This is a genomic window from Kribbella sp. NPDC000426, from assembly GCF_040300265.1.
In the GTDB taxonomy this organism is placed as follows: domain Bacteria; phylum Actinomycetota; class Actinomycetes; order Propionibacteriales; family Kribbellaceae; genus Kribbella.
Map to the genome: position 1 here is coordinate 109,194 of NZ_JBEPDK010000008.1, position 24,576 is coordinate 133,769.

Below are 24,576 nucleotides of genomic sequence, written 5' to 3' on the forward strand. Positions count from 1 at the left end.
CCAGGGGATGCCTGACCTGGGGAGGGGTCATGGGGGACGAGCGGGAGGAACGATTCCGTGCTGCGCTCGACGAGGGGCGCAAGCCGGCGGTGTTCATGTTCCAGCCGACGAACTTCGAGGCGGTCACGCCGGAGCGGCTGGCGGAGTGGGAACGCACCGTCCAGGAGGGCTTCGGCCTGAACACGGACGGGTTCGAGCGCGACCTGCTGCTGCGATCCGCGTCGTGGTCGAACTGCGGCAACGGCCAGATCTGCGCCGACGACTCCGACTGGCACGAGTGAAGGGCCGGGGCGATGACGGAACCCAACGCGGGTAAGCAACCGGTGGTCTTCATGTACCAGCCGTCCCGGTTCGATCTGGTGCCGACGGACAAGCTGCACGAGTGGGAGCAGCACGTCCGCGACAGTGTCGGACTCCCGGTGGAGTTCGCGCGCAACGGCGGCGGGTCGGAGTGCCTGTCCGCAACGCTGCCGAACGACTGCATGGACGACTGCGACTACCTGGCCGAGTAGATGGCTGAGCCATCGATCGCGGTGCTGACGTTCACCGACGATCTGCATGCCTTGGTGATCCAGGCGCACCTCCGCCGCAACCGCGGCGCGCTGTGCGAGGTCGTCGAGGTGGACTCGATGGCGGACCGGCCCGGCGGACTGAGCTGGTCGACCGAACCAGGTTTCGGTACGTCGGTGCCGACGCGCGACGGCGGCCGGCTCGATCTGGCCGGCTGCGACGCGATCTGGTTCCGGCGCTGGAACCATCCCCAGCGGGCCGGCCGGGAGCTGGCCGACGCCGCCCATCGCGAGGTCGTCGACGCGAGCTGTGCGAGCACCCTGATGGGGGCCTTGCGCAACGAGTTCGGCGGGCGCTGGGTGAGTCACCCGGACGCGACCCGGCGGGCCGAGAACAAGCTGATCCAGTTGCGTGCGGCCGCGGACGCCGGGTTCGTCGTACCGCGAACGCTGGTCAGCCAGGACCCGGCTGAGATCCGGCACTTCTGCTCGATGCTCGACGGGCAGGTGGTTCTCAAGGCGGTCCGCGGTACACCGAGCAGTCAGCTCTACACGCTGCCGGTGACGCCCGAGCATCTGGCCGACGACGACGCGCTGCGGCTCTGCCCGACGATCTTCCAGCAGTACGTGCCCGGGACGCGGCACCTGCGCGTGTTGTGCTGCGGTACGACGTCGTACGCCGTGGCCATCGATTCGCCGGACCTCGACTGGCGGCGCAATCTCGACGTACCGATCTCGCCGGTGGCGCTGGAGCCGGAGGTCGAGCGCGCGCTGGCGCGGGTGCTGGAGTTGCTGGACCTGCGGATGGGGGTGGTCGACCTCAAGCTGGACACCGACGACCGGCCGGTCTGGCTCGAGCTGAACCCGCAGGGGCAGTTCCTGTTCGTCCAGGGTCTGACCGGTCTGGATCTCACCGCAGGTTTCGCGGACTTCCTGTACGACGAGGCCTTGAGCGGTGCTGGTCAGAGCTCCAGATCGAATGCCAGGTTGATCGCCTCGGCCAGGAGCGGCTCCTGGTCGGGGTGCAGGTGACCGATCAGCCGACCGAGCTGCGCCTTGGGGATGGTCTGGATGTTGTCGCAGGAGATCGCACTCGGGTGATCGAGGCCGTTGTCCGGGCCGACCAGGACCTCGGTCGACAGGCCGCGGATCGTGCTGGTGATCGGGGCGACGGTGACGTTCGTCAGGCGCGGGCGGATCAGTTCGCGGGTCAGCACCACGACCGGCCGCGGTTTGTCGAGCCGGGCGATGTGGATCGAACGCATCAGTCGAGGTCGCTGAGGACGGTGCCGGAGGCGGCGGTGGCGAGGCCGTCGAGGTCGTCGTACCCACCGTGTTCGCTCAGGATCGCGAGGTCGCGGGCGGCCAGCTCGCGGCGGCGTTCACGCTCCATCGCCCGGGCGACCACCGACGCCCGGCTCGTCGCCTTGTCGGTGGCGACGAGCTCGTCCATGAAGTCGACCAGGTCGTCGGGCAGCCTGACCGTGATCTGTTTGCTCATACCAAGACCATACCGTGCTGGGATTCATTTCGGTAGCGTGGTCTGTCGCTCCAGCGTCTCCCACAGTCGCGCCGCGGCGACGGGGTCCTGCGCGGCGGCAGAGGGATCGGTACGGCGTTCGCGGGAGTAGTACAGGCCGGTCTCGTCGGCGACATCGGGCGAGGTGGCCAGCCAGACGAGGGTCTCCGCGCCCTGCTCCGGGGTGCGGGCGAACGGTTTGGTCATCGCCATCATCAGCTTCATCAGGCGGCCGTTGTTGAGGTTGAACCCGGTCGCGATCAGGCCCGGCTCGAACGTGTAGGTGCGGATCATCGGGATCCGCTTGGCCAGCTCCGAGCTCAGCAGGATCAGCGCGAGCTTGGTCTCGCCGTACCGCCGCAGCGAACCGCCGGTCAGCTTGGCCGACGAGGAGAAGTACCGCTCGCCGCCGAGGTCGTCGAAGTCGATCTGTTTCGCCCGCTCGTGCTCGTCCGACGCGGTCCCGATCACCCGCGCCCAGGGGGAGAGGTGACCGACGAGCAGAGTGGTGATCAGGTACGGCGCGACCACGTTCAGCGCCCACGTCAGCTCGATCCCGTCGGCCGACACCTGACGGCTGCCGAAGATCGCGCCGGCGTTGTTCACGAGTACGTCGATCGCCGGCGCGCGGCCCCGGACGTCCCGGATCATCTCCCGGATCGACGCCTGCGAGGTCAGATCCGCCTCGAACACATCCGCCCCACCCAGCTCCCGCGCAACCCGCTCCGCCTTCTCCCGATCCCGAGCCACCAACCCGACCCGAGCCCCCTGCCCCACCAACCCCCGAGCCCCGGCCAACCCGATCCCGCTGGTCCCACCCGTGATCAAGACATACATCGCCCCACTCCTCCCTAGGCACACCTCGATCGGAGTCTAGGGACGCAGGGGCCAGGTCGGCTTCAGTTGGAGAGCCTTCGAAATGTCAGTTGGGGGAGAGGGTGGACCAGCTGATCAGGTCGTAGGCGGGGAGGGAGGGGAGGGCGGCGATGGCGGACAGTTCGTTGTCGATGAGGCCTACGAGTTGGGCCAGGCGGGTGGTGACGTCGTCGGCCTCGAGGAGTTTCTGGCGGTCGGGGGTCATCAGCTTCATGGCCGCGGACATCAGGTAGGACAGCGTGCTGGGGTCGTCGGGCAGCTCGCCCAGGTGCAGGCCGGGGCGGCTGATCTCGCTGACCGCCTCGGCGTACTTGCGGAACCGCTTGACCGCGACCATCGCCGTACCGAGCGGGTCGTCGCCGAGTTCGTCGGTCAGCCACTCGACGTCCGCGACCAGGTAGTCGCCGCTGCCGTCGAGCTCGGCGACCTTGAAGCGCCGGTTGCCGGTCAGCGTCACCTCGACCGGGCCGTCGTCGTCGGCGTCGAGCGTGATCTCGGAGATCGTCGCCGCGCAGCCGGTCCCGTACAGCGACCGGAAGACCCGCTCACCCAGCTCGTACCCGTCCCGGACGGCGAGCGCCCCGCACACCAGCTCGCCGCCGTTCTCGACCAGGTCGCGGACCACCGCGCGGCCCTGGACGTCGGTCACCGGAATCGGGAGCACCAGCCCGGGAAAGATCACCGTGTCGACAGTGAGCAACGGCAGGCGGGAGTCCATACAACGGAGCCTAATGGACGAACGCCGCGACCACGGCCGGTGCCGACACCGGTACGGCGCGGATTCGGGCGCCGTGCAGCGATTCGCCGAGCCAGGCGTCTTCCGGGTTGACCAACGTCACGACCTGGGAGGAACGGATGCACAACCGACGACCATCGATCGTCCGGGCCGGCGTAGTGGTGGCCGCCCTGCTGGCGGGACTGGCCGGCCTCACCACACTGCCGCCCGCACAGGCCGGGGAGGTGAGCCGGCCGTCGCCGAAGGCAACCAAGCGGGCCGCGCTGCCACCGGGGCAGGTGACCCTGCTGACCGGCGACCGCGTCACGATCGGCCGGAACGGCGAGGTGCGGATCACCCCCGGCGCCGGGCGAAAGGTGCGGTTCGAGCAGCGCACCGGCAAGGATCACCTTTACGTGATCCCGTCGGACGTGGCGCACGACGTTGCGAGCGGCAAGCTGGACCGGGCGCTGTTCGACGTCGAGGGTCAGATCCGGCAGGGTCTGGACGACAGCAGGACCAAGGAGATCCCGCTGATCGTCACCTACAACCGGCAGGCCAGGACGACTGCGCTCGCAGGCGCTGCGGTGACCCGGCAGCTGCCAGTGGTCGACGGGGCCGCGGTGAAGCTCGGCAAGGACAGTACCGCGAGTTTCCGGCCGCACCTGACCAGCGCTCGTTCCGCGGACGGTATCGAGAAGATCTGGCTCGACCGCAAGCTGCAGCCGACGCTCGACCAGTCCGTCCCGCAGATCGGCGCCCCCGTCGCCTGGCAGGCCGGGTACACCGGTGCCGGCGTACCGGTAGCGGTCGTCGACAGCGGTATCGATGCGAGCCACCCCGATCTGAAGGCCGCCCTGGCCGGCGAGCGGAACTTCAGCCAGGACCCGGACGGCGACCAGCTCGGCCACGGAACCCACGTGGCGAGCACCATCGCGGGCAGCGGCGCTGCATCGGGCGGCAAGTACAAGGGCGTCGCCCCTGGCGCCAAGCTGTACGACGCGAAGGTCTGCGAGCTGAACGGATGCTCGGAGTCCAGCATGATCGCCGGGATGGAATGGGCCGCCACCGAAGTCAAGGCCAAGGTCGTCAACGTCAGCATCGGCGGCGGCGACACCCCGGACATCGACCCGGTGGAGGAGGCGGTCAACCGGCTCACCGAGCAGACCGGCGCGCTGTTCGTCATTGCCGCAGGCAACTCGGGGGAGTTCGGCGCGCAGACCATCGAGTCGCCGGGCAGCGCGGCCGGCGCGCTCACGGTCGGCGCCGTCGACAAGCAGAACCAGCTGGCCTACTTCTCCAGCCGCGGACCGGGCCTGGACGGCTCGGTGAAGCCGGATCTGACGGCGCCCGGGGTCGGGATCGTCGCCGCCCGGGCCAAGGGCAGCGAGATCGGCGTACCGGTCGGCGACTACTACACCTCGCTGGACGGTACGTCGATGGCAACGCCGCACGTCACCGGCTCGGCCGCGATCCTGGCCCAGCAGCACCCGGACTGGACCGCGCCGAAGCTGAAGGCGCAGCTCGCCGCCACCGCCAAGCAGATCGACGGCCAGTCCACGTTCGAGCAGGGCAACGGACGTGTCGACGTTGCGAACGCGATCTCGGCGACCGTCGTACCGGAGACGAACTCGCTGTCCTTCGGTACGGCGTCCTTCCCGCACGACGACGACCAGCCCGTCACCAAGACGCTCAGCTACCGCAACGACGGCAAGGACCCGGTCGAGCTGAGCCTGACCGCGACTCTGCAGGATCCACAGGGACACCCGGCACCCGCGGGCGCCGTACGGCTCGGTGCGACCACCGTCACCATTCCGGCCGGCGCTACGGCCGGGGTGCCGGTCACGCTCGCCACCGACAACGCCGGCCCGACGGGCCACTACAGCGGACGGGTCGTCGCGACGGCGGCCGGACGGACCGTGAGTACGACGATCGCGATCTACAAGGAGATCGGGACGTACACGCTGACGATCGAGCACATCGGCCCGGACGGAAAGCCCGCCCCGGACGCATCGACGCTGGCCTTCACCCGGGACGACTGGCCGACCGAGCTGCAAGACCCGAGTGGCACGGTCAAGGTCCGGTTGCCCGAGAACGACTACATGCTCAGCACCGAACTCGACGTACCCCGGCCGGGGCATGACGAGCCGGCCGTTTACCGGATGGTCCGGCCGATGCTGCACCTGGGCGCCGACACCACCGTCGTCATGGACGCCAGCACAACCCGCCCGATCCAGGTATCGGTACCCCGGCCGGAGGCCGGGCTTGTGGTCGGGACGGCCGGATTGACGATGCCGGACGACTGGTACTTCGGCCTGGCCTACGGCTTCGACGATCCGGCCGCCCTGTTCACCGCTCAGGTCGGGCCGCCGGCGCCGGGCGTCGTCGGTAACCTGAGCACCACCTGGGCCCGCCGGAACCCGGACGGGACCTTCGACGACTCGCCGTACCTGTTCGTCCAGCTGGACAAGCTGGACGGCCGGTTCCCGACCGGGGAGCGGCGAACACTGGACCCGGCGAAGATGGCGCGGATCGACCAGACCTTCAGTGCCACGTCCGACCGGCCGGGCCTCGTCTCCACCGGCTGGGGTTGGGGATACGCCGAGCGGATCCGCTACGACCTGCCGGCCGAGCGGCAGATGTTCCGCGATCCCGGCCCCGGCGACAGCCCGCGAAGTCCGGTCAACACCACCATCGACGAGATCGAGCCCGACGCTCCGGACACGCCGGTGACGGAGGTGTCCCGCTCCGCGGATCCGTACCAGGCCGGACGCGACTACCGGGAGAACTTCAACGCCGCTGTGTTCTCCCCGGCGCCTGTGCAGGCGGTCCGCGGCAACGAGGTGATGGCGATCGTGGTCGACCCGCTGGCTGATGCCGGTGGCGGGTCAGGTGGCGGGGCATTCGTGGCCGGCCAGGATTGCCGCAGTACCAAGCTCTATCGTGACGGCGTGCTGCTATCGGACTCCGACGGCCAGTTCGGCTTCGCCAACCCCGTCGACCTGGTGCCGGAGGCGGCGACGTTCAAGCTCGTCAGCACGCTCGACCGGCACGCGACGTCCCGGTTCAGCACCAAGGTCGACTACGCCTGGACCTTCCGCTCGGCGGCCACCGGCAGGGTCGACGTGCTCCCGGCTCTCGGCGTCCGGTACCGGCCGGTGGTCGACGACCACAACCTCACCCCGCGGACGCCGACGGTCACGATGCCGGTGGCGATCGACCCCCAGCCGGGCGCATCCCTGCCGCAGATCGACGCCTTCACCGTCCAGTACGCCGCCGGCGCGGGGTCGGAGTGGAAGCCGGTCAAGCTGATCCGTACGGCGGCGGGCCGGTACGTCGCCCGGTTCCCGGCGCCGGTCGCGGATTCGGTGTCGCTGCGGGCCACCGTGATCGACGGTGACGGCAACCGGACCGAGCAGACCGTCACGGACGCGATCCGCTTCCGCTGAGGCTGGTGCGGCGAGCCTCCTGGTCCGGCCGGGTTGTGGATACCGGTCGGGCCGGGAGGGGGCGCCCAACTAGACTGAGCCCCATGATTCGCCGCGTCGACCTGCGGGGCCGAGTGGCTGCTGGTGAGGTCCTTGACCTCGATGCCCTGGTCCCCCGAGCCGTGTTCGACGTCGAGAAGGCTCTCGACGTCGTCCGACCCATCTGCCTGGACGTCCGCCATCGCGGCCTCGAGGCGATCAGGGAGTTCGGTGAGAAGTTCGACCATGTGCGCGTCGAGGACATCCGGGTCCCGGCCGAGGCGCTGAAGACCGCGCTCGAGGAGCTCGACCCGCAGGTGCGCAGCGCCTTCGAGGAGTCGATCCGCCGCGTCCGCGAGGTCAGCGAGGACGAGCTCACCGCCGACATCGCCTCCGAGCCCGCACCCGGCGGGCGGGTGACCCAGCGGTTCGTCCCGGTCCAGCGGGTGGGCCTCTACGTCCCGGGCGGCCGCGCGCCGCTCGCGTCGTCGGTCGTCATGAACGTCGTCCCGGCACAGGTGGCCGGCGTGCCGTCGCTTGCTGTTGCATCGCCGCCCCAGAAGGAGTTCGGCGGCCTGCCGCACCCGACGGTGCTGGCAGTGTGCGCGTTGCTCGGGATCGACGAGGTGTATGCGATGGGCGGCGCCCAGGCGATCGCCGGTTTCGCGTACGGGTTCGACGGCTGCCGCAAGGTCAACCTGATCACGGGTCCGGGCAACATCTACGTCGTCGCCGCCAAGCGCGCGCTGCTGGGCGAGGTCGGCATCGACTCCGAGGCCGGCCCGACCGAGATCGCGATCCTGGCCGACGACACCGCCGATCCGAAGCACGTCGCCGCCGACCTGATCAGCCAGGCCGAGCACGACCCGATGGCCGCCAGCGTCCTCGTCACCCCGAGCGAGGCCCTCGCCGCCGCGGTCGAGGCCGAGCTGCCGACCCAGGTCGCGCAGACCAAGCACCACGAGCGTGTCACCGAGGCCCTGACCGGTCAGCAGTCGGCCGTCGTCCTGGTCGACGACCTCGACCAGGGCACCGCGGTCGTCGATGCGTACGCCGCCGAGCACCTCGAGATCCAGACCGTCGACGCGGAGGAGCGGGCCGGGCTGATCACCAACGCCGGCGCGATCTTCGTCGGCGGCTGGTCGCCGGTCTCGCTCGGCGACTACTGCGCCGGGTCCAACCACGTCCTCCCGACAGCCGGTTGCGCCTGCCACTCGTCCGGACTGTCCGTGCGCAGCTTCCTGAAAGCGGTCCACGTCGTCAACTACTCCCGCGACGCGCTGCACGAGGTCGCCGGCCACGTGCTCGCGCTCGCTCACGCCGAGGACCTCCCGGCCCACGGCGCCGCCGTTTCCGCCCGATTCCCCGGAGAGCACTGATGGGCCGTTTCGACGGGCTGCCGATCCGCGACGAGCTGAAGAGCTTCGAGCCGTACGGCGCCCCGCAACTCGACGTACCCGTGCTCCTCAACGTCAACGAGAACCCGTATCCGGCGAGCGAGGAGACGGTCGCGGACATCGCCGCCGCCGTGGCGGTCGCGGCCCGCGGGATGAACCGCTACCCGGACCGCGAGTTCCTGGACCTGCGCGCGGACCTCGCGGCGTACCTGGCCCGCGAGTCCGGCGCCCAGCTCGCCCCCGAGCAGATCTGGGCGGCGAACGGGTCCAACGAGGTCATGCTGCACATCCTGCAGGCCTTCGGCGGCCCGGGCCGGACGGCGCTGTCGTTCGCCCCGACGTACTCGATGTATCCGGAGTACGCCCGGGACACGAACACGGCCTGGGTGGCCGGCCGCCGGGCCGAGGACTTCACCCTCGACCAGAGCAAGGCGCTGGCCGCGATCTCCCGGCACCACCCGTCGGTCGTGTTGCTTGCCTCGCCCAACAACCCGACCGGGACGGCGCTGCCGATCGAGGTGGTCGAAGCGATCGCCGCCCGGACCGCGGCGCTGGGTTCGGTGCTTGTGGTCGACGAGGCGTACGCCGAGTTCCGCCGCGCCGGCACGCCCAGTGCAGTGTCGCTGCTGCCGTCGTACCCGAATCTGGCCGTCGCGCGGACGATGTCGAAGGCGTTCGCGATGGCCGGCGGGCGGGTCGGATACCTTGCCGCGAGCAAGCAGTTCGTCGACGCGCTGCGGATCGTCCGGCTGCCGTACCACCTGTCCGCGGTGACGCAGGCGGTCGCGCGGGCCGCGTTGCGGCACTCCGACGAGCTGCTCGGCCGGGTCGAGCAGCTCCGGGTCGAGCGCGACGAGACCGTCGACTGGCTGCGTGCGCAGGGTTTGCGCGCGGTCGACTCGGATGCGAACTTCGTGCTGTTCGGCACGTTCGCCGACCGGCACGCGGTCTGGCAGGCGTTGCTCGACGACGGTGTACTGATCCGCGAGACCGGGCCGGACGGCTGGCTGCGGGTCTCGATCGGCACCGGCGAGGAGATGGCCGCGTTCCGCGCGTCACTGGAACGCATCCTCAAGACGGACACGGGAAGGCAATCATGAGTCGCACAGCGCGGATCGATCGCGAGACCAGCGAGTCGAAGGTCCTGGTCGAGCTCGATCTCGACGGCACCGGGCGGGCCGACATCTCGACCGGCGTCGGATTCTACGACCACATGCTCAACGCGCTGGCCAAGCACGCGCTGCTCGACCTGCACGTGAACACGGTCGGCGACCTCGAGATCGACGCGCACCACACCGTCGAGGACACCGCGATCGGCATCGGCCAGGCCCTGAAGGAAGCGCTCGGCGACAAGCGCGGCATCCGGCGCTTCGGCGACGCGACCGTCCCGCTGGACGAGGCGCTCGTGCACTGCACGGTCGACCTGTCCGGCCGGCCGTACTGCGTGCACACCGGCGAGCCGGACGGCCAGGTCTACGCGATCATCGGCGGCGACTACGCCGGCTCGCTGACCCAGCACGTGTTCGAGACGCTCGCGTTCAACGCCGCGATCTGCATCCACATCCGGGTGCTGTCCGGTCGCGACCCGCACCACATCGTCGAGGCGCAGTTCAAGGCGTTCGCCCGCGCGTTGCGGGCCGCCGCCGAGCTCGACCCGCGGCAGCCTGGCATCCCGTCGACAAAGGGCGCTCTGTGAGCAAGAAGGTCGTCCTGCTCGACTACGGCTCGGGGAACATCCGGTCGGGGGAGCGGGCGCTGCAACGCGTCGGCGCCGACGTGACCGTGACCTCGGACTTCGATCAGGCCTGCAACGCCGACGGTCTGCTGGTTCCGGGAGTCGGCGCGTTCGAGGCCTGCATGACGGGTCTGACCGCAGTGCGCGGTGATGTCGTGGTCGACCGCCGGCTGACCGGCGGCCGGCCGGTGCTCGGCATCTGCGTCGGCATGCAGATCCTGTTCGGGCGCGGTATCGAGCACGGTGTCGAGACCGACGGCTGCGACCAGTGGCCCGGCACCGTCGAGCGGCTGCAGCCCGAGGAGGATCAGCCGGTCCCGCACATGGGCTGGAACACGGTCGACGTACCGTCCGGCAGCACGCTGTTCGAGGGCATCGAGAAGGACCGCTTCTACTTCGTGCACTCGTACGGCGTCCGCCGTTGGGAGCTCGTCGACACCCGCGAGTCGGTGTCCCCGCTGGTCACCTGGACGACGTACGGCGGAGACCGCTTCGTCGCCGCCGTCGAGAACGGCCCGCTCACCGCGACGCAGTTCCACCCCGAGAAGTCCGGCGACGCCGGCGCCGCTCTCCTGGAGAACTGGGTCCGCTCGCTGTGAACGAGTGACCCTCGTTCACTTGCCGTTCGGTTGTTGTTTACCGTACGTTCACAGGTCACCACTGCTTGTCATCGAGCTAGGAGGCCGCCCCATGTCCAACTCCCTGTCCAGGCGTCAGTTCGTCGGCCGAGCGGCAGCTGCCGGTGTCGCGGTCAGCGTCGCCGGCTCGGTGGACGCCCTCTACACGTCACAGCCCGCGCTCGGCACGTCCGGACCGAAGATCGGCTACGGCCCCCTGGTCGAGGACCCGGACGGCATGCTCGACCTGCCGCGCGGGTTCAGCTACCGGATCCTGTCCCGCGAAGGCGTCGTACGCCCGGACGGGCTGAAGACGCCGAGCCGGTTCGACGGGATGGGCGTCTTCCCCGATCGCGACGGCGGATCCCGCCTGGTCCGCAACCACGAGTGCAGTCCCACGTCGGCGATCAAGGTGGTCGCCCCGGCCGAGCGGACCTACGACCCAGCCGGCGCCGGGGGCACGAGCACGCTGGTCGTGGACCGGCACAACGCCACCGGCAAGGAGTTCGTCAGCCTCGGCGGTACGGCGATCAACTGCTCCGGCGGCCACACGCCGTGGCGCACCTGGCTGACCTGCGAGGAGACCGAGCTCAAGGCCGGTGAGAGCGGCTACACCAAGGACCACGGCTTCATCTTCGAGGTCGACCCGTACGACGACCGCCGCAACGCCGGCCCGGTCGCACTGACCGCCATGGGCCGCTTCCAGCACGAGGCGGTTGCGATCGATCCGCGCACAGGGATCGTCTACGAGACCGAGGACGCGTTCGTCGCGCCGCTCGGCGGCTTCTACCGCTTCCTACCGAACCGCCCGCGCGGCGGCTGGGGGACGCTGCGGGCCGGCGGTGAGTTGCAGGCGATGCACATCCCCGGCCTGCCGGACCTGTCGGTGGTCCAGGAGGCCGGCGCCGAGTTCCACGACGTGCAGTGGGTGAAGGTCCCGGATCCGCTGGCGACGACCGAGTCTGTCCGTGCGCAGGACTACGCCAAGCCGATCACCGGCGGCTACAAGCTCGAAGGCTGCTGGTGGGGCGACCTGGACCGGTGCGTGTACTTCGTCTCGTCGTTCGCGCGGACCGAGCTGGGGCCGAAGGTGGACCACGACGGGCAGGTCTGGCGGCTCGACCCGCGCAAGCGGACGCTGCGCCTCGAGGTGATCTTCACCCGGCCGAAGCCGGGCTCCGACGACCCGGAGTTCGACGCCCCGGACAACATCACGATGTCGCCGTACGGCGGGCTGATGATGTGTGAGGACGGACTCGGCGAGCAGCACATCCTCGGCACCACCGAGGACGGCCAGGTGTTCAAATTCGCTCGCAACCGCGTCAACCTGGGCACGCCCGAGGAGCCGACGTACGGCGAACTGTCCGGTGTCGGCTTCTCCGCCGACGGCCGGACGATGTTCTTCAACGTCTACAACCCCGGCATCACGTACGCGGTCACCGGGCCCTGGCGTCGCCGCCGTTAGGCCGTCGCGCCCGGGAAGGCGACCGGTGCGCCGCCCCAGGTGAGCTGGCTGCTCGCAGTGTCGAGCAGCGTCTCGATCGCCCACGCGCGCACAGCGGGTTGTTCGGCGGCCTCGACGAGGTCGCCGTACACCGGGGCGATCCGGCGCTCGATGTACAGGACCAGCGCGGTGGCCGTGGCGGCATTGGTGACCGCTTGCGGCAGGTCGTACGCCGCTTCGGCCGCGACCGGGGTCTCGCCGGCGGCGACGAGCAGCGCGCTCAGGTGATCGCGGTTGTCGCGATGCCGCGCGAACGTGTCGGTCGCCTCCTGGAAGCGGGCGCCGTTGAGCTTGCCGCCGGCCACGCCCACGCCGTACAACGCCGCGTGCTCACCGGCGAGGGCGGCCTGCAGGGCTTCCACCTGGTTCACGACTTGTCCTTGTTCTTCGGCGGGGTCAGCGTGGTGCTCAGCTGGGTCTGGGCGGCAGCGATCTCGGCGAGCAGGCGGGCCGGTGCGCCGGACAGCTTGGCGGCCGCCGCGGCGCTCGTGGCTGCCACGATCGCCTCCTGCTTGGCGAGCGTCGTCAGTGCGGCCACGGAGGAGGTGGGCACGGCAACTGCCTTCGCAGCCTTGGCCGCTACGCCCTCGGTCTCCTTCAGCTTCGCGAGATGACTGACGTGGTACTTCGCACCCGCCGCGAGCTGGGCCCGCAGCGCGGGGAACTTGCGGCTCAGGTTTGCGTAGAGCTGGGACAATTGAGTCACCTGGGTCGCCGCCACCGTGAGTGCCGCGACGACCGCCGGATCCACGGTCGGAGTCTCCTCGGCCGGGCCTTTCGAGGACGACGGCCCGCCGTTGACGGCACCCGGCGTACCGGACCCGGCGGCGGCGTCGTCCTTGCAACCGGTCAGCGCGACAGCGCCGGGTACGAGGACGGCGGTCACGACGGCGGCGCGTCGGGTCAGGCGGCGTTCGAGCACGCCGGAACGATACCCGGTGACGCGCCGACACCTGCCTGGGACGAGCCGGTGACCCGGATCATCGGACCGGCCGGATATGGTGGGCTACTGCCCTTGGCGCGACCGCCGGGGGCTGGAACGGGTGCACAACTGGAGAGAGAGGCAGGTCAACCTGTGAGCCGAAAGCCAGACCACACGGACACCACGAGCCTCGAGAACTTCCTGCGGCCGATCGTCGAGCAGTTCGGCTGCGACCTGGAGGAGGCGGACGTCACCCCGGCCGGCCGCCGCCGGTTGCTGCGCGTGCTCGTCGACCGCGACGGCGGGATCAGCCTCGACGACGTCGCGGACGTGACCCGGGCCATCTCCAAGGCGCTCGACGCCGACGACATCATGGGCGACGGCGCGTACACCCTGGAGGTCTCGAGCCCCGGCGTCGACCGCCCGCTGACCCTGCCCCGGCACTGGCGCCGCAACGTGAAGCGCCTGGTCGCCGTCACGCTGAACTCGGGCGCCAAGGTGACCGGCCGGATCAAGTCCGCCTCCGACGAGGCGGCCGAGCTGGACGTGAACGGCAAGGCGCGCACCGTCGCGTACGCCGACGTGGCCAAGGCCAAGGTCCAGATCGAGTTCAACCGGGTTGCCGGCAACGACACTGAGACACCTGCCGACGGCACGGTGGAGGAGAACTGACATGGACATCGACATGGCCGTACTGCGGTCGCTCGAACGGGAGAAGGACATCGCCCTCGAGGTCGTCGTCGAGGCGATCGAGGCGGCGCTGCTGGTCGCGTACCACCGGACCGAGGGAGCCCAGCAGCACGCCCGGGTCGAGCTGGACCGCAAGACCGGGCACGTGACCGTGTACGCGCGCGAGCTGGCCGAGGACGGCACGCCGGCCCGCGAGTACGACGACACCCCGGCCGACTTCGGCCGGATCGCGGCCACCACGGCCAAGCAGATCATCCTGCAGCGGCTGCGCGACGCCGAGGACGAGGTCCGGTACGGCGAGTTCTCCGGCAAGGAGGGCGACATCGTCTCCGGCGTCGTCCAGCAGGGCCGCGACCCGCGCTCGGTGATGGTCGACCTCGGCAAGATCGAGGCCGTGCTGCCGGCCCCCGAGCAGGTGCCGGGGGAGAAGTACGAGCACGGCTCCCGCCTGCGGGTGTACGTCGTCGGCGTCCGGAAGGGTTTCAAGGGCCCGCAGATCACGGTCAGCCGGACCCACCCGAACCTGGTCAAGAAGCTGTTCGCGCTCGAGGTCCCGGAGATCGCCGACGGAACCGTCGAGATCACCGCGATCGCGCGCGAGGCCGGCCACCGGACCAAGATCGCCGTCCGGACGCTGAACCCGTCGGTGAACGGCAAGGGCGCCTGCATCGGGCCGATGGGGCAGCGGGTGCGCAACATCATGCACGAGCTGCACGGCGAGAAGATCGACATCATCGACCACAGCGACGACCCGGCGACGTTCGTCGGGAATGCGCTGTCCCCGGCGCAGGTTACGTCTGTCGAGGTGGTCGACGCGGCGGCCCGTGCCGCGCGCGTCGTCGTCCCCGACTACCAGCTGTCGCTGGCGATCGGCAAGGAAGGGCAGAACGCCCGCCTCGCGGCCCGGCTCACCGGCTGGCGGATCGACATCCGGCCGGATACCGATGTGACGCCTGAGACCAAGTTGGTAGACTGATCTCTCGGTCCGTCGACTGAGTCGCAACCACACCCTGAGGAAGAAGTGACAGACGCGCGTCCTGGCAAGGTTCAGGAGCGCACCTGTATCGGGTGCCGGAAGCGGTCCAGCCCGGTTGACCTGCTGCGGATGACGGTGTCCGGAGGACCAGGAAGTCTCACGGTCCTCCCGGATCCCGCGCATCGGGCACCTGGCCGCGGGGCGCACCTGCACCCCACGACCGAGTGCTTCGAGCTCGCCGTCCGGCGCAAGGCGTTCCCACGGGCCTTCAAGGTCCCGGGACCGCTCGACGTGACTGGGCTGCGCGAGTACGTCGCACACCGTGATAATCAAGATGTACGCACGATCTGACCGGATCGTGTGACCGACATGAAGGCGGGTCATCGACTCATGACCACTCGATGAGTGTCGAACGATGAGTGCAATGCGATGAGCATGTACGTCAACTAACGGTCCGCGCCCCAGGCTCGGACCAGAGGGAGAGTAGTGGCAAAGGTCCGGGTCTACGAGCTCGCGAAAGAGCTCGGAGTTACCAGCAAGGTCGTTCTGACCAGGCTGAACGACATGGGAGAGTTCGTCCGATCGGCGTCCTCGACGATCGAGGCACCCGTCGTACGACGGTTGGCGGAGGAGTTCGAGAAGAACCCGCCGAAGAAGCGCGCGGCCAAGAAGGCCGCCGCAAGCACGTCTGCCGCGCCGCAGGCGACCGCACCGGTCGCGCCTGCCGCTCCGGCACAGAAGCCGGCGCAGCCGGCCACCCCGAAGGCTCCAGCGGAGCGCCCCGCGCCTGTCGCCGAGTCGGCTCCTGCTCCGGCGGCCGAAGCTCCGGCTCCGGTGCGGGCCGAGTCCACGCCGGTGGCCGAGTCCGCGCCGGCAGCTCAGTCTGCCCCGGCGAAGGCCGCTCCGGCTCCGGGCGCCCGTCCGGGGCCGCGTCCGGGCCCGAAGCCGGGTCCGCGCCAGTCCGCGCCGGTCGAGGCCGCTCCGGCCGAGGCCGCACCGGTCGCCGAAGCTCCGGCGGCGAAGGCCGAGACCCCGGCGTCCCCGGCGACCCCGTCGTTCGAGGCTCCGGCCGCCGCGGCATCGCAGTCGGCTCCGGAAGCCCCGGCGCCTGCCCCCCGTCGTTCGGGTGGCGACTCCGCGGTTCGTCCGGGTCCGCGTCCGGCGACTCCGGGCGCTCCGCGTCCGGGTGGCCAGGGCGGCGCTCCGCGTCCGGGTGGTCAGGGTTCTGCTCCGCGTCCGGGTGCGCCCCGTCCGGGTGCCCCGCGTCCCGGTGCGCCCCGTCAGGGCGGCCAGGGCGGCGGTCCGCGTCCGGGTGCTCCGCGTCCGGGCAACAACCCGTTCAGCTCGACCCAGGGCATGCAGCGCGGTGGCGCGCGTCCGGGCCAGGGCGGCGGCGGTTCCGACCGGCAGGGCGCTCCGAGCCCGGCCGGGATGGCCCCGCGCCCGCCGCAGGGCCGTGGCGGCGACGACCGCAACCGCGGTGGTAACGACCGGCCGCGCCCGAGTGGCGTGCCCGGCGCTCCGCGCCCCAACCCGGCGATGATGCCGAAGTCTTCTGCCGGCACGTTCACCGGCCGCCCGAGCGGTCCTGGTGGCGGCGGTGGCGGTGGCCGCGGCGGAGGCGGCGGTCGTCCCGGCGGCGGTCCCGGTGCGGGTCCGCGCGGTGGTGGCGGCGGCGCCGGCGGCGGCTTCCGTCCGGGTGGCGGCCCCAGCGGCCCGCCCGGTGGCGGCGGTGGCCGTCCGGGCCCGGGCAACCGGGGTCGTGGCGGGACACAGGGCGCCTTCGGTCGTCCGGGTGGTCCGGCCCGTCGTGGCCGCAAGTCGAAGCGCGCGAAGCGCCAGGAATTCGACAACATGCAGGCCCCGGCGGTCGGCGGCGTCCGCGTCAAGCACGGTGACGGCGAGGTCGTGCGGCTTCCTGCCGGCGCGTCGCTGACGGACTTCGCCGAGAAGGTCGGAGTCGACCCGGCGTCGCTCGTCCAGGTGCTGTTCCACCTCGGCGAGATGGTGACCGCGACCCAGTCGGTCAACGAGGAGACGCTGGAACTGCTCGGCACCGAGCTGAACTACGACGTCCAGCTGGTCTCGCCCGAGGACGAGGACCGCGAGCTGCTGCAGTCGTTCGACATCGACTTCGGTTCCGACGAGGGCGACGAGGACGACTTGGCGCCGCGGCCGCCGGTGGTGACCGTGATGGGTCACGTCGACCACGGTAAGACCAAGCTGCTGGACGCGATCCGGATGGCGAACGTCGTTGCCAAGGAAGCCGGCGGTATCACGCAGCACATCGGTGCGTACCAGGTGACGACCGAGGTGGACGGCGAGCAGCGGGCCATCACCTTCGTCGACACCCCGGGTCACGAGGCGTTCACCGCCATGCGTGCCCGTGGTGCGCAGGCCACCGACATCGTCATCCTGGTGGTCGCGGCCGACGACGGCGTGATGCCGCAGACGATCGAGGCGCTGAACCACGCCCGGGCGGCGAACGTCCCGATCGTGGTCGCGGTGAACAAGATCGACGTCCCGAGTGCGGACCCGGCCAAGGTGCGCGGTCAGCTGACCGAGTACGGCCTGGTGCCGGAGGAGTACGGCGGCGACACGATGTTCGTCGACGTCTCGGCGAAGTCCCGGATCAACATCGACGGGCTGCTCGAAGGTGTCGTGCTGACCGCGGACGCGGCGCTCGACCTGCGGGCCAACCCGAAGATGCACGCCGAGGGCATCGCGATCGAGGCGAACCTCGACAAGGGCCGTGGTCCGGTGGCGACCGTGCTGGTGCAGCGCGGCACGCTCCGGGTCGGCGACTCGATGGTGGTCGGTCCGGCGTACGGCCGGGTCCGGGCCATGCTCGACGAGCACGGCAACAACGTCGAGGAGGCGACCCCGTCGCGTCCGGTCCTGGTGCTCGGTCTGACCGCGGTACCGGGTGCGGGCGACAAGTTCCTGGTCGTCGACGACGACCGCCGGGCCCGGCAGATCGCCGAGAAGCGAGAAGCCCGTGCCCGCGCGGCCGCCAACGCCAAGCGTCGCGCCCGCCGTACCCTCGAGGACTTCATGGCCTCGATGGAGAAGGGCGAGACCCAGGAGCTGCTGCTGATCCTCAAGGGCGACGTGTCCGGTTCGGTCGAGGCGCTGGAAGACGCGCTGGTCCGGATCGAGGTCGGCGACGAGGTGTCCTTGCGGATCATCGACCGCGGTGTCGGTGCGATCAACGAGAACGACGTCAACCTGGCCATCGCGTCGAACGCCGTCATCATCGGCTTCAACGTGCGGCCGGCGGGCAAGGCCGGTGACCTGGCCGAGCGCGAGGGCGTGGATGTCCGGTACTACTCGGTCATCTACTCGGCGATCGACGACATCGAGGCCGCCCTGAAGGGCATGCTCAAGCCGATCTACGAGGAGGCCACCCTCGGCCAGGCCGAGATCCGGGAGATCTTCCGCTCCTCGAAGGTGGGCAACATCGCCGGTTGCTGGGTGACCAGTGGGCTGATCCGCCGCAACGCCAAGGTCCGGTTGATCCGGGACGGCGCGGTGGTCGTCGACAACACCGAGCTGTCGTCGCTGAAGAGGTTCAAGGACGACGCGTCCGAGGTCCGCGAGGGCTTCGAGTGCGGTCTGACCATCAACAACTTCAACGACATCAAGATCGGTGACGTCGTCGAGGCGTTCGAGCTCCGCGAGAAGCCGCGCAGCTGATAGTTCGGTGACGGCCCGGGCCGGGAGGTCCGGGCCGTCGGAGTAACGTCCGGGGAGCCTGTAGCACACAGCGTCTCCCCGGACGTACTCATGAATGAGGGAGTGAGCCCTGATGGGTGAAGCAAGGGCGAAGCAGCTGGCCGACCGGATCCAGGTGCTCGTCGCGGAGCTGCTCGAGCGCCGGGTCAAGGACCCGCGGCTGGGCTTCGTCACGGTGACGGATGCCCGGCTGACCGGTGACCTGCGCGAGGCCAGCATCTTCTACACGGTGTACGGCGACGAGCAGGCCCGCGCGTCCACCGCGGCCGCGCTGGAGTCCGCCCGCGGCCTGATCCGCAGCGAGGTCGGCAAGGCGCTCGGGTTGCGGCACACCCCGAGCGTGGCGTTCTTCCTGGACGCCGTACCGGAGAACGCCGGGCAGATCGAGGAGCTGCTGGCCAAGGCCCGCGAGGCCGATGCCGAGGTGGCCAAGGCCGCCGCGGGTGCCAAGCCGGCCGGCGAGGCCGATCCGTACAAGCAGCCGCGTCACGACGACGAGGACGACGAGGACTGAGTGGCTGACTTCACCCCGGCCTCCGACGGGATCGTCGTCGTCGACAAGCCGGGTGGATTGACCTCGCACACCGTCGTCGCCCGGATCCGCCGGTTGGCGGGCACCCGCAAGGTGGGTCACGCCGGCACGTTGGACCCGATGGCGACCGGCGTACTGGTCGTCGGCCTCAACCGCGCCACCCGGCTGCTCGGTCATCTCCAGCTGGCGGACAAGTCGTACGACGCGACGATCCGCCTCGGCGCGACCACGACCACGGACGACGCCGAGGGCGAAGTCGTGTCGACGTTCCCGGTCGACGGAGTGACCGCCGAGGCCATCTCGGCTGCGGTCGACGGGTTCCGCGGGGAGATCTCGCAGGTGCCGTCGAAGGTCTCCGCGATCAAGGTCGACGGCAAGCGTGCGTACGAACGCGTCCGGGCCGGCGAGGAGGTCGCGCTCAAGGCCCGCGCGGTCACGGTCTCGCGGTACGACATCCTCGACGTCCGGGTCGGCGCCGACGCGATCGACGTCGACGTGTCGGTCGACTGCTCCAGCGGCACCTACATCCGGGCGCTGGCCCGTGACCTGGGCGCCGAGCTCGGCGTCGGCGGTCATCTGACCGCGCTGCGCCGGACCCGGGTGGGCTCGTTCGGCATCGAGGCCGCCCACAGCCTGGAGTCGCTGGCCGAGTCCTTCGACTGGCTGCCGATCGCGGACGTTGCCGCTGGCACCTTCCCGCGGTACGACGCCGACGAGTCACAGACGGCAGCCATCCGTACCGGCCGCCCGCTGCCGGGCCTCGACCTCGACCCCGGCCAGACCGCCATGTTCGACCCCACCGGCACCTTCCTCGCCCTGTACGAGCCCCACGGCCCGATCGCGAAACCCACCGCCGTCTTCGTCAGCTGAGAACTGTCGGCGCGGTCCCGTAGCGTGCTGAAGCATGAAAAACGGATTCGTGATGGCGTACGGCGACGCACGCGATGCCGCTGAGCTGGCGGTGATCGCCGAGGACAACGGGTGGGACGGGTTCTTCGTCTGGGAGTCGATCTGGGGGATCGACGCCTGGGTGATGCTCGGCGCCGCGGCGATGACGACCCGGCAGATCCGGCTCGGCACGATGCTCACACCGGTGCCACGGCGAAAACCGTGGGATCTCGCGGGACAGGTCTCGACCGTGGACAACCTCAGCAACGGGCGGGTGATCCTCGCGGCCGGTCTGGGCGTCACCGGGGACGACCGGTTCTGGTTGTTCGAGGACGACCCGGGCCGGAAGGTGCGCGCCGAGCTGATGGACGAGACGCTGGAGATGCTGCCGCACCTGTGGCGCGACGAACCCTTCGAATACTCCGGCAAGCACTACCGGGCCAGGAAGCTCCCGGACCTGAATCCACCCGCGCCACCGCCTCCGGTGCAGCAGCCCCGGGTGCCGATCTGGATGGTCGGCGGCTGGCCGCGACCGAAGTCGATGCGCCGAGCCGCGCTCCAGGACGGCTGGCTGCCGAACTACGCACCGATCCGCCGGCCGACTGACGAGCCGGCCGAGTTGACGCCGGAGCTGCTGGCAGAGGGCATCGCCTGGATCCGCCGGGAGCGCGCCGCGCACGACCTGACCATGGACGGCTACGACGTCGTCGCCGAAGGCAACACAAGCGCTGACGATCCGGCCGCCGCCGCTGACACCGTCCGTCCGTGGTTCGAGGCAGGCGCCACCTGGTGGATTGACGCGGACTGGTCGTCGATGGATCGCGACGCCGTCCGGCAAGCCGCCGAGCGCAGGCTCAAAGCCGGACCGCCACGCGTCGACTGAGCAGCCTCGACTCAGCACGTACGCTGGAGTGGTGCGTTCTCGTCCGACCTTGGCATGGGCCCCTGGGCCTGAGGTGCTGGCATTGGAGCCCGGGTCGACGGACATCGGGCCGGTCGCGCAGACCGTGGCCGCCGGCGGAGTCGTCGTACTGAGCGGAGCCGGCATCTCCACCGAGTCCGGCATCCCGGACTACCGCGGCGAGAGCGGCAGCCTGCGGACGCACACCCCGATGACGTACGGCGACTTCGTGGCGAGCGAATCCGGGCGACAGCGGTACTGGGCGCGCAGCCACCTCGGCTGGCGCACGATCGCCCGCGCCGCCCCGAACGACGGCCACCGGGCGGTCGCCGCACTCCAGGCCCGTGGCTTCCTCAGCGGCGTCATCACCCAGAACGTCGACGGCCTCCACCAGGCGGCCGGCGCCCGCGACGTGATCGAACTGCACGGCAACCTCGACCGCGTCATCTGCCTGAGCTGCGGTACGACGTCGGCCCGCGAGGCCCTGGACCGCCGGCTGAAGGACGCGAACCCGGACTTCGAGGCCGAGGTCACCAGGATCAACCCCGACGGCGACGCGGAGCTCCCGGCCGAGGCGGTCGGGACGTTCCGGCTGGTCGACTGCACCAACTGCGGCGGCGTCCTCAAACCTGATGTCGTCTTCTTCGGCGAGAACGTGCCCAGGCCTCGCGTCGAGCGCTGCTACCGGCTGATCGACGACGCGAACGCCGTCCTCGTCCTGGGCTCGTCCCTCACGGTGATGTCGGGTTTCCGCTTCGTCCGGCACGCGGCCAAGTCGGGGAAGCCGGTGCTGATCATCAACCAGGGCCTGACCCGCGGCGACCCGTACGCGGCCCAGCGGGTCAACCTGCCGCTGGGACAAGCGTTGACAGAACTGCTGGAAGAAACCACCGGGCCGAGCCACGCGTGAGGTGGCCCGGCCCGGAGTCCGCAGTACGGATTGGAAAGGGTCAGCGTTGCGCGCTGGTCCGTACGCGGTTCAGGGAGGCCTCGAGGGCCTGGGGAGACGCTGCTGCTTCCTTCGCCAGGGTGCGCGCCTTGGCGGCCCACGTGGCCTGCTCGGTCGCGGTCACCGTGGCGGGCGCACCGGTCAGCGTCTTGTAGGTGAGGGCGGCCATACCGGCTTCGCCCTCGTAGCGCGGGTGGTAGTTGAAGGCCCGGAGCAGGTTGATGTCCTTGCCCTGGATCCACGCCTGCCCGTCCGGCGCGCAGGCGTCGTGTCCGGTCGACGGCCCGAAGGTGTCGACGTACGTCGCTCCGCCCGCCGCGGCAGCGTTGGAGACGGCCGCGTTCAATGCCTGCTCGATCGAGTACAGGTAGGTGTAGTCGCCGTCCGCGAACGGCAGCACCGACGGGCAGGTGCCATGCTCGGGCGCGATCTTCGGGTAGCCGATCAGCAGGATCTTCGCCTTCGGGGAGCGCGCTTTGATGCCCTGGACAACGACCGCGATCCGGGTCTGGGTCTGGGCGATCTTGGCCCGCAGCGTGTCCACGCCGTCGACCGTGAAGTGCGCCTTGCACGGCGCGCCGGTGGGGTCCGAGGCTCGCAGCCCGGGGCAGGTGTCGATGATGCTGCCGAACACGCCGAAGTCGTTCCCGCCGATGCCGACCGTCACAAGGTCCGTGTCCGGGGTCAGGGCGTCGAACTGCGGTGCGGCCGTGCCGAGCACGGTGCTCTGCGGCTGCAGCATGTTGGTCGTGTCGGCGCCGCCGCAGCTCACATCGGTCAGCGGCACGTGCAGCGCGGCCGCGAGCAGCTTCGGATAGTTGTTGTACGACCGGACGCAGCCGAGCGACAGCAGGTCCGGCAGCGGCACGAACGGCGCCGAGGTGTACGAGTCGCCGAGCGCGACGTAGTGCGTGAAGCGCGGCGCGGCCGAGGCGGCAACCGGAATGGCAACCGGAATGCTGCCGAGCAGCACGAACGCCGTGCAGGCAGCAAGCAGACGACGTAGCTTCACGAGACCTCCCCAGGACTCACCAGTGCCCACCGGTGTGCGCCGCCCACCTTAAGTTGAGTTACCGCACGATTACAAGGGGTGATCTGCGGGCCGGTGGGACGGAACCGGGGCGACCATGGAATCCTGCTGCCATGCGTGTCTGGCACGGATTGGACCAGGTGAGCCCGGATTTCGGGCCGACGGTCGTCACGATCGGCAACTTCGACGGTGTGCACCGCGGTCACCAGGAGGTGCTCGCGCACGCCAAGGCGCGGGCCGCCGAGCTGGGCGGCCTGCCGGTCGTCGCGCTCACCTTCGACCCGCACCCGATGCGGGTACTGCGGCCCGACCACGCGCCGCTGATGCTCAGCGAGCCCGAGCAGCGCGCCGAGCTGCTCGGCCGGCACGGCGCCGACGCGGTGCTGATCCTCCCGTTCACCAAGGAGGTGTCGGGCTGGCCGCCGGAGGAGTTCATCGACCGGGTGCTGGTCACCGCGCTGCACGCGAAAGCGGTCGTGGTCGGTGAGAACTTCCGCTTCGGCCACAAGGCGGCCGGACACGTCGACACGCTCGTCCAGGCGGGCGCGCAGTACGGCTTCCAGGTCGAGGGACTGAGTCTGGCGGGGGAGCAGCAGCCGTGGTCGTCGACGTACGTGCGTCAGCAGCTCGCCGACGGTGACGTCGAGGCGGCCGCGGAGGCGCTGGGCCGGCCGTTCCGGGTCACCGGTGTGGTCATCGAGGGCGACAAGCGCGGCCGTGAGCTCGGCTACCCGACCGCCAACATCCCGGCCGACCCGGGTTCCGCGGTGCCGCAGGACGGCGTGTACGCCGGGTGGCTGACGGTACTGACACCGGCGCCCGGCGCTCCGGCGTACCCGGACCCGCTGCCCGCGGCGATCAGCGTCGGCAGCAACCCGACCTTCGACGGCGTCGACCGCCGCGTCGAGTCGTACGTGCTGGACCGCGACGACCTCGAGCTGTACGGCGCGAACGTCGCGATCGACTTCGTGGCCCGGCTGCGCGGCACGCAGATCCGCTTCGACACGATCGACGACCTGCTGGTCCAGATGAAGGCCGACGTCGACGGCGCCCGCACCCTGCTGGCCAGGGATTAGGGTGACGCGTCCACGGACTGATACGCTGGCTGCTGCCGTCTGAACGGCCGCGGACAGAGAGTGCTCGGGTGAAGAATGCCCCGGTGCGCCGCGCAACGGGAAATCGAGAGGAAACCTGTGTCATCTGTTGATGCCGCAACGAAGAAGAAGATCATGGGTGAGTACGCCCTGACCGAGGGTGACACCGGGTCCCCCGAGGTCCAGGTCGCGCTGCTGACGCACCGCATCGCACACCTCACCGAGCACCTGAAGGAGCACAAGCACGACCACCACAGCCGTCGTGGCCTGCTGCTGCTCGTCGGCCAGCGCCGCCGGCTGCTGAACTACCTGGCGAAGAAGGACATCAACCGCTACCGGTCCTTGATCGAGCGGCTCGGCCTTCGCCGATGACCTCGCGAGGAGCGGCCCCCGAAACCTGGGTGGCCGCTCCTGGCGTATCCGCGCCCTGATATGACGGGGACGCGGGCCTACAACTGAATACCGGAGCAAGACGTACGAGGCGACGCGAAGCGCGTGGCGGGAGGACGACCGGTCCTCG

Annotated in this window: 26 protein-coding genes; 19 read left to right on the forward strand and 7 right to left on the reverse strand. The window is 70.2% G+C overall.

Features of this window, described 5'->3' with window-relative positions; genetic code table 11:
* Positions 1-29: 29 nt before the first annotated feature.
* From ABT313_RS35060 to ABT313_RS35070, 3 genes are read left to right on the forward strand one after another with little or no spacing between them, the layout of a single operon-like run.
* Entirely contained in the window at positions 30-281 is a 252-nt protein-coding gene (locus ABT313_RS35060) for a hypothetical protein (RefSeq protein ID WP_350862730.1), read from the forward strand.
* A 12-nt stretch (positions 282-293) separates the two neighbouring features.
* Positions 294-512 carry a hypothetical protein gene (locus tag ABT313_RS35065; protein ID WP_350862732.1) on the forward strand — a complete coding sequence of 73 codons (219 nt, stop codon included), beginning with the start codon at positions 294-296 and terminating at the stop codon, positions 510-512.
* Entirely contained in the window at positions 513-1,541 is a 1,029-nt protein-coding gene (locus tag ABT313_RS35070; protein WP_350862735.1) for an ATP-grasp domain-containing protein, read from the forward strand. It begins immediately after the preceding gene.
* Here the strand turns inward: ABT313_RS35070 and ABT313_RS35075 are convergent.
* The 4 genes from ABT313_RS35075 to ABT313_RS35090 all read right to left on the reverse strand — a co-directional run bounded on the left by ABT313_RS35075 (position 1,472) and on the right by ABT313_RS35090 (position 3,622).
* A complete protein-coding gene (locus ABT313_RS35075) occupies positions 1,472-1,774 on the reverse strand; it encodes a type II toxin-antitoxin system PemK/MazF family toxin (protein ID WP_350862737.1) in 303 nt (100 codons plus the stop codon). The genes ABT313_RS35070 and ABT313_RS35075 overlap by 70 nt on opposite strands.
* Complete coding sequence (locus tag ABT313_RS35080; protein ID WP_130446636.1) at positions 1,774-2,010, reverse strand: ribbon-helix-helix domain-containing protein; 237 nt, start codon at positions 2,008-2,010, stop codon at positions 1,774-1,776. Before ABT313_RS35080 ends, ABT313_RS35075 begins: the two co-directional genes overlap by 1 nt.
* Before the next feature lie 24 nt (positions 2,011-2,034).
* Positions 2,035-2,865, reverse strand: a complete 831-nt coding sequence (locus ABT313_RS35085; protein ID WP_350862739.1) for an SDR family NAD(P)-dependent oxidoreductase — start codon at positions 2,863-2,865, stop codon at positions 2,035-2,037.
* Positions 2,866-2,950: 85 nt separating this feature from the next.
* Complete coding sequence (locus ABT313_RS35090; RefSeq protein WP_350862742.1) at positions 2,951-3,622, reverse strand: LON peptidase substrate-binding domain-containing protein; 672 nt, start codon at positions 3,620-3,622, stop codon at positions 2,951-2,953.
* A gap of 137 nt (positions 3,623-3,759) precedes the next feature.
* Here ABT313_RS35090 and ABT313_RS35095 point away from each other — a divergent pair, with 137 nt between their 5' ends.
* The 6 genes from ABT313_RS35095 (at position 3,760) to ABT313_RS35120 (ending at position 12,300) form a co-directional block, all read left to right on the forward strand.
* Positions 3,760-7,068 carry a S8 family serine peptidase gene (locus ABT313_RS35095; protein ID WP_350862745.1) on the forward strand — a complete coding sequence of 1,103 codons (3,309 nt, stop codon included), beginning with the start codon at positions 3,760-3,762 and terminating at the stop codon, positions 7,066-7,068.
* Positions 7,069-7,151: 83 nt separating this feature from the next.
* The gene (gene hisD / locus ABT313_RS35100) at positions 7,152-8,465 is read left to right on the forward strand and encodes a histidinol dehydrogenase (RefSeq protein WP_350862748.1); all 1,314 of its coding nucleotides are present in this window, start codon (positions 7,152-7,154) and stop codon (positions 8,463-8,465) included.
* Entirely contained in the window at positions 8,465-9,583 is a 1,119-nt protein-coding gene (locus ABT313_RS35105) for a histidinol-phosphate transaminase (protein ID WP_350862751.1), read from the forward strand. The genes hisD and ABT313_RS35105 overlap by 1 nt, the downstream gene beginning before the upstream one ends.
* A complete protein-coding gene (gene hisB, locus ABT313_RS35110) occupies positions 9,580-10,179 on the forward strand; it encodes an imidazoleglycerol-phosphate dehydratase HisB (RefSeq protein ID WP_350862754.1) in 600 nt (199 codons plus the stop codon). The genes ABT313_RS35105 and hisB overlap by 4 nt, the downstream gene beginning before the upstream one ends.
* Positions 10,176-10,817, forward strand: coding sequence for an imidazole glycerol phosphate synthase subunit HisH (gene hisH / locus ABT313_RS35115; RefSeq protein ID WP_350862757.1), 642 nt, complete (start codon positions 10,176-10,178; stop codon positions 10,815-10,817). Before hisB ends, hisH begins: the two co-directional genes overlap by 4 nt.
* Before the next feature lie 91 nt (positions 10,818-10,908).
* Complete coding sequence (locus tag ABT313_RS35120) at positions 10,909-12,300, forward strand: alkaline phosphatase PhoX (protein WP_350862760.1); 1,392 nt, start codon at positions 10,909-10,911, stop codon at positions 12,298-12,300.
* On the opposite strand, the gene ABT313_RS35125 is transcribed toward ABT313_RS35120, so the two are convergent.
* Together ABT313_RS35125 and ABT313_RS35130 are read right to left on the reverse strand one after the other, a co-directional pair.
* Positions 12,297-12,710, reverse strand: coding sequence for a ferritin-like domain-containing protein (locus tag ABT313_RS35125; RefSeq protein WP_350862763.1), 414 nt, complete (start codon positions 12,708-12,710; stop codon positions 12,297-12,299). The two genes, ABT313_RS35120 and ABT313_RS35125, sit on opposite strands and share 4 nt — an antisense overlap.
* Positions 12,707-13,261: a cell division protein FtsK gene (locus ABT313_RS35130; RefSeq protein WP_350862766.1), complete on the reverse strand. Its 555-nt coding sequence runs from the start codon at positions 13,259-13,261 to the stop codon at positions 12,707-12,709. The genes ABT313_RS35125 and ABT313_RS35130 overlap by 4 nt, the downstream gene beginning before the upstream one ends.
* Before the next feature lie 153 nt (positions 13,262-13,414).
* On the opposite strand from ABT313_RS35130, the gene rimP reads away from it, so the two are divergent.
* The 8 genes from rimP (at position 13,415) to ABT313_RS35170 (ending at position 21,893) form a co-directional block, all read left to right on the forward strand.
* Complete coding sequence (gene rimP, locus ABT313_RS35135) at positions 13,415-13,933, forward strand: ribosome maturation factor RimP (RefSeq protein ID WP_350862769.1); 519 nt, start codon at positions 13,415-13,417, stop codon at positions 13,931-13,933.
* Position 13,934: 1 nt separating this feature from the next.
* Complete coding sequence (gene nusA, locus ABT313_RS35140) at positions 13,935-14,927, forward strand: transcription termination factor NusA (protein WP_350862772.1); 993 nt, start codon at positions 13,935-13,937, stop codon at positions 14,925-14,927.
* Between the two features lie 45 nt (positions 14,928-14,972).
* Positions 14,973-15,278 (forward strand): YlxR family protein, encoded by a 306-nt coding sequence (locus ABT313_RS35145; protein WP_350862775.1) that lies wholly within the window; start codon positions 14,973-14,975, stop codon positions 15,276-15,278.
* Between the two features lie 135 nt (positions 15,279-15,413).
* Positions 15,414-18,623: a translation initiation factor IF-2 gene (infB, locus tag ABT313_RS35150; RefSeq protein WP_350862777.1), complete on the forward strand. Its 3,210-nt coding sequence runs from the start codon at positions 15,414-15,416 to the stop codon at positions 18,621-18,623.
* Between the two features lie 112 nt (positions 18,624-18,735).
* Positions 18,736-19,176: a 30S ribosome-binding factor RbfA gene (gene rbfA / locus ABT313_RS35155; protein ID WP_350862780.1), complete on the forward strand. Its 441-nt coding sequence runs from the start codon at positions 18,736-18,738 to the stop codon at positions 19,174-19,176.
* Positions 19,177-20,064, forward strand: a complete 888-nt coding sequence (truB, locus tag ABT313_RS35160; protein ID WP_350862783.1) for a tRNA pseudouridine(55) synthase TruB — start codon at positions 19,177-19,179, stop codon at positions 20,062-20,064.
* 34 nt (positions 20,065-20,098) lie between these two features.
* Positions 20,099-20,965 (forward strand): LLM class flavin-dependent oxidoreductase, encoded by an 867-nt coding sequence (locus tag ABT313_RS35165; RefSeq protein WP_350862786.1) that lies wholly within the window; start codon positions 20,099-20,101, stop codon positions 20,963-20,965.
* A gap of 31 nt (positions 20,966-20,996) precedes the next feature.
* Positions 20,997-21,893 carry an NAD-dependent protein deacetylase gene (locus ABT313_RS35170; protein ID WP_350862789.1) on the forward strand — a complete coding sequence of 299 codons (897 nt, stop codon included), beginning with the start codon at positions 20,997-20,999 and terminating at the stop codon, positions 21,891-21,893.
* A 40-nt stretch (positions 21,894-21,933) separates the two neighbouring features.
* On the opposite strand, the gene ABT313_RS35175 is transcribed toward ABT313_RS35170, so the two are convergent.
* A complete protein-coding gene (locus ABT313_RS35175; protein WP_350862792.1) occupies positions 21,934-22,944 on the reverse strand; it encodes an SGNH/GDSL hydrolase family protein in 1,011 nt (336 codons plus the stop codon).
* A 131-nt stretch (positions 22,945-23,075) separates the two neighbouring features.
* Here ABT313_RS35175 and ABT313_RS35180 point away from each other — a divergent pair, with 131 nt between their 5' ends.
* Together ABT313_RS35180 and rpsO are read left to right on the forward strand one after the other, a co-directional pair.
* The gene (locus tag ABT313_RS35180; RefSeq protein WP_350862794.1) at positions 23,076-24,038 is read left to right on the forward strand and encodes a bifunctional riboflavin kinase/FAD synthetase; all 963 of its coding nucleotides are present in this window, start codon (positions 23,076-23,078) and stop codon (positions 24,036-24,038) included.
* Between the two features lie 117 nt (positions 24,039-24,155).
* Positions 24,156-24,428 carry a 30S ribosomal protein S15 gene (gene rpsO / locus ABT313_RS35185; protein WP_130379758.1) on the forward strand — a complete coding sequence of 91 codons (273 nt, stop codon included), beginning with the start codon at positions 24,156-24,158 and terminating at the stop codon, positions 24,426-24,428.
* The last annotated feature ends 148 nt before the right edge of the window (positions 24,429-24,576 follow it).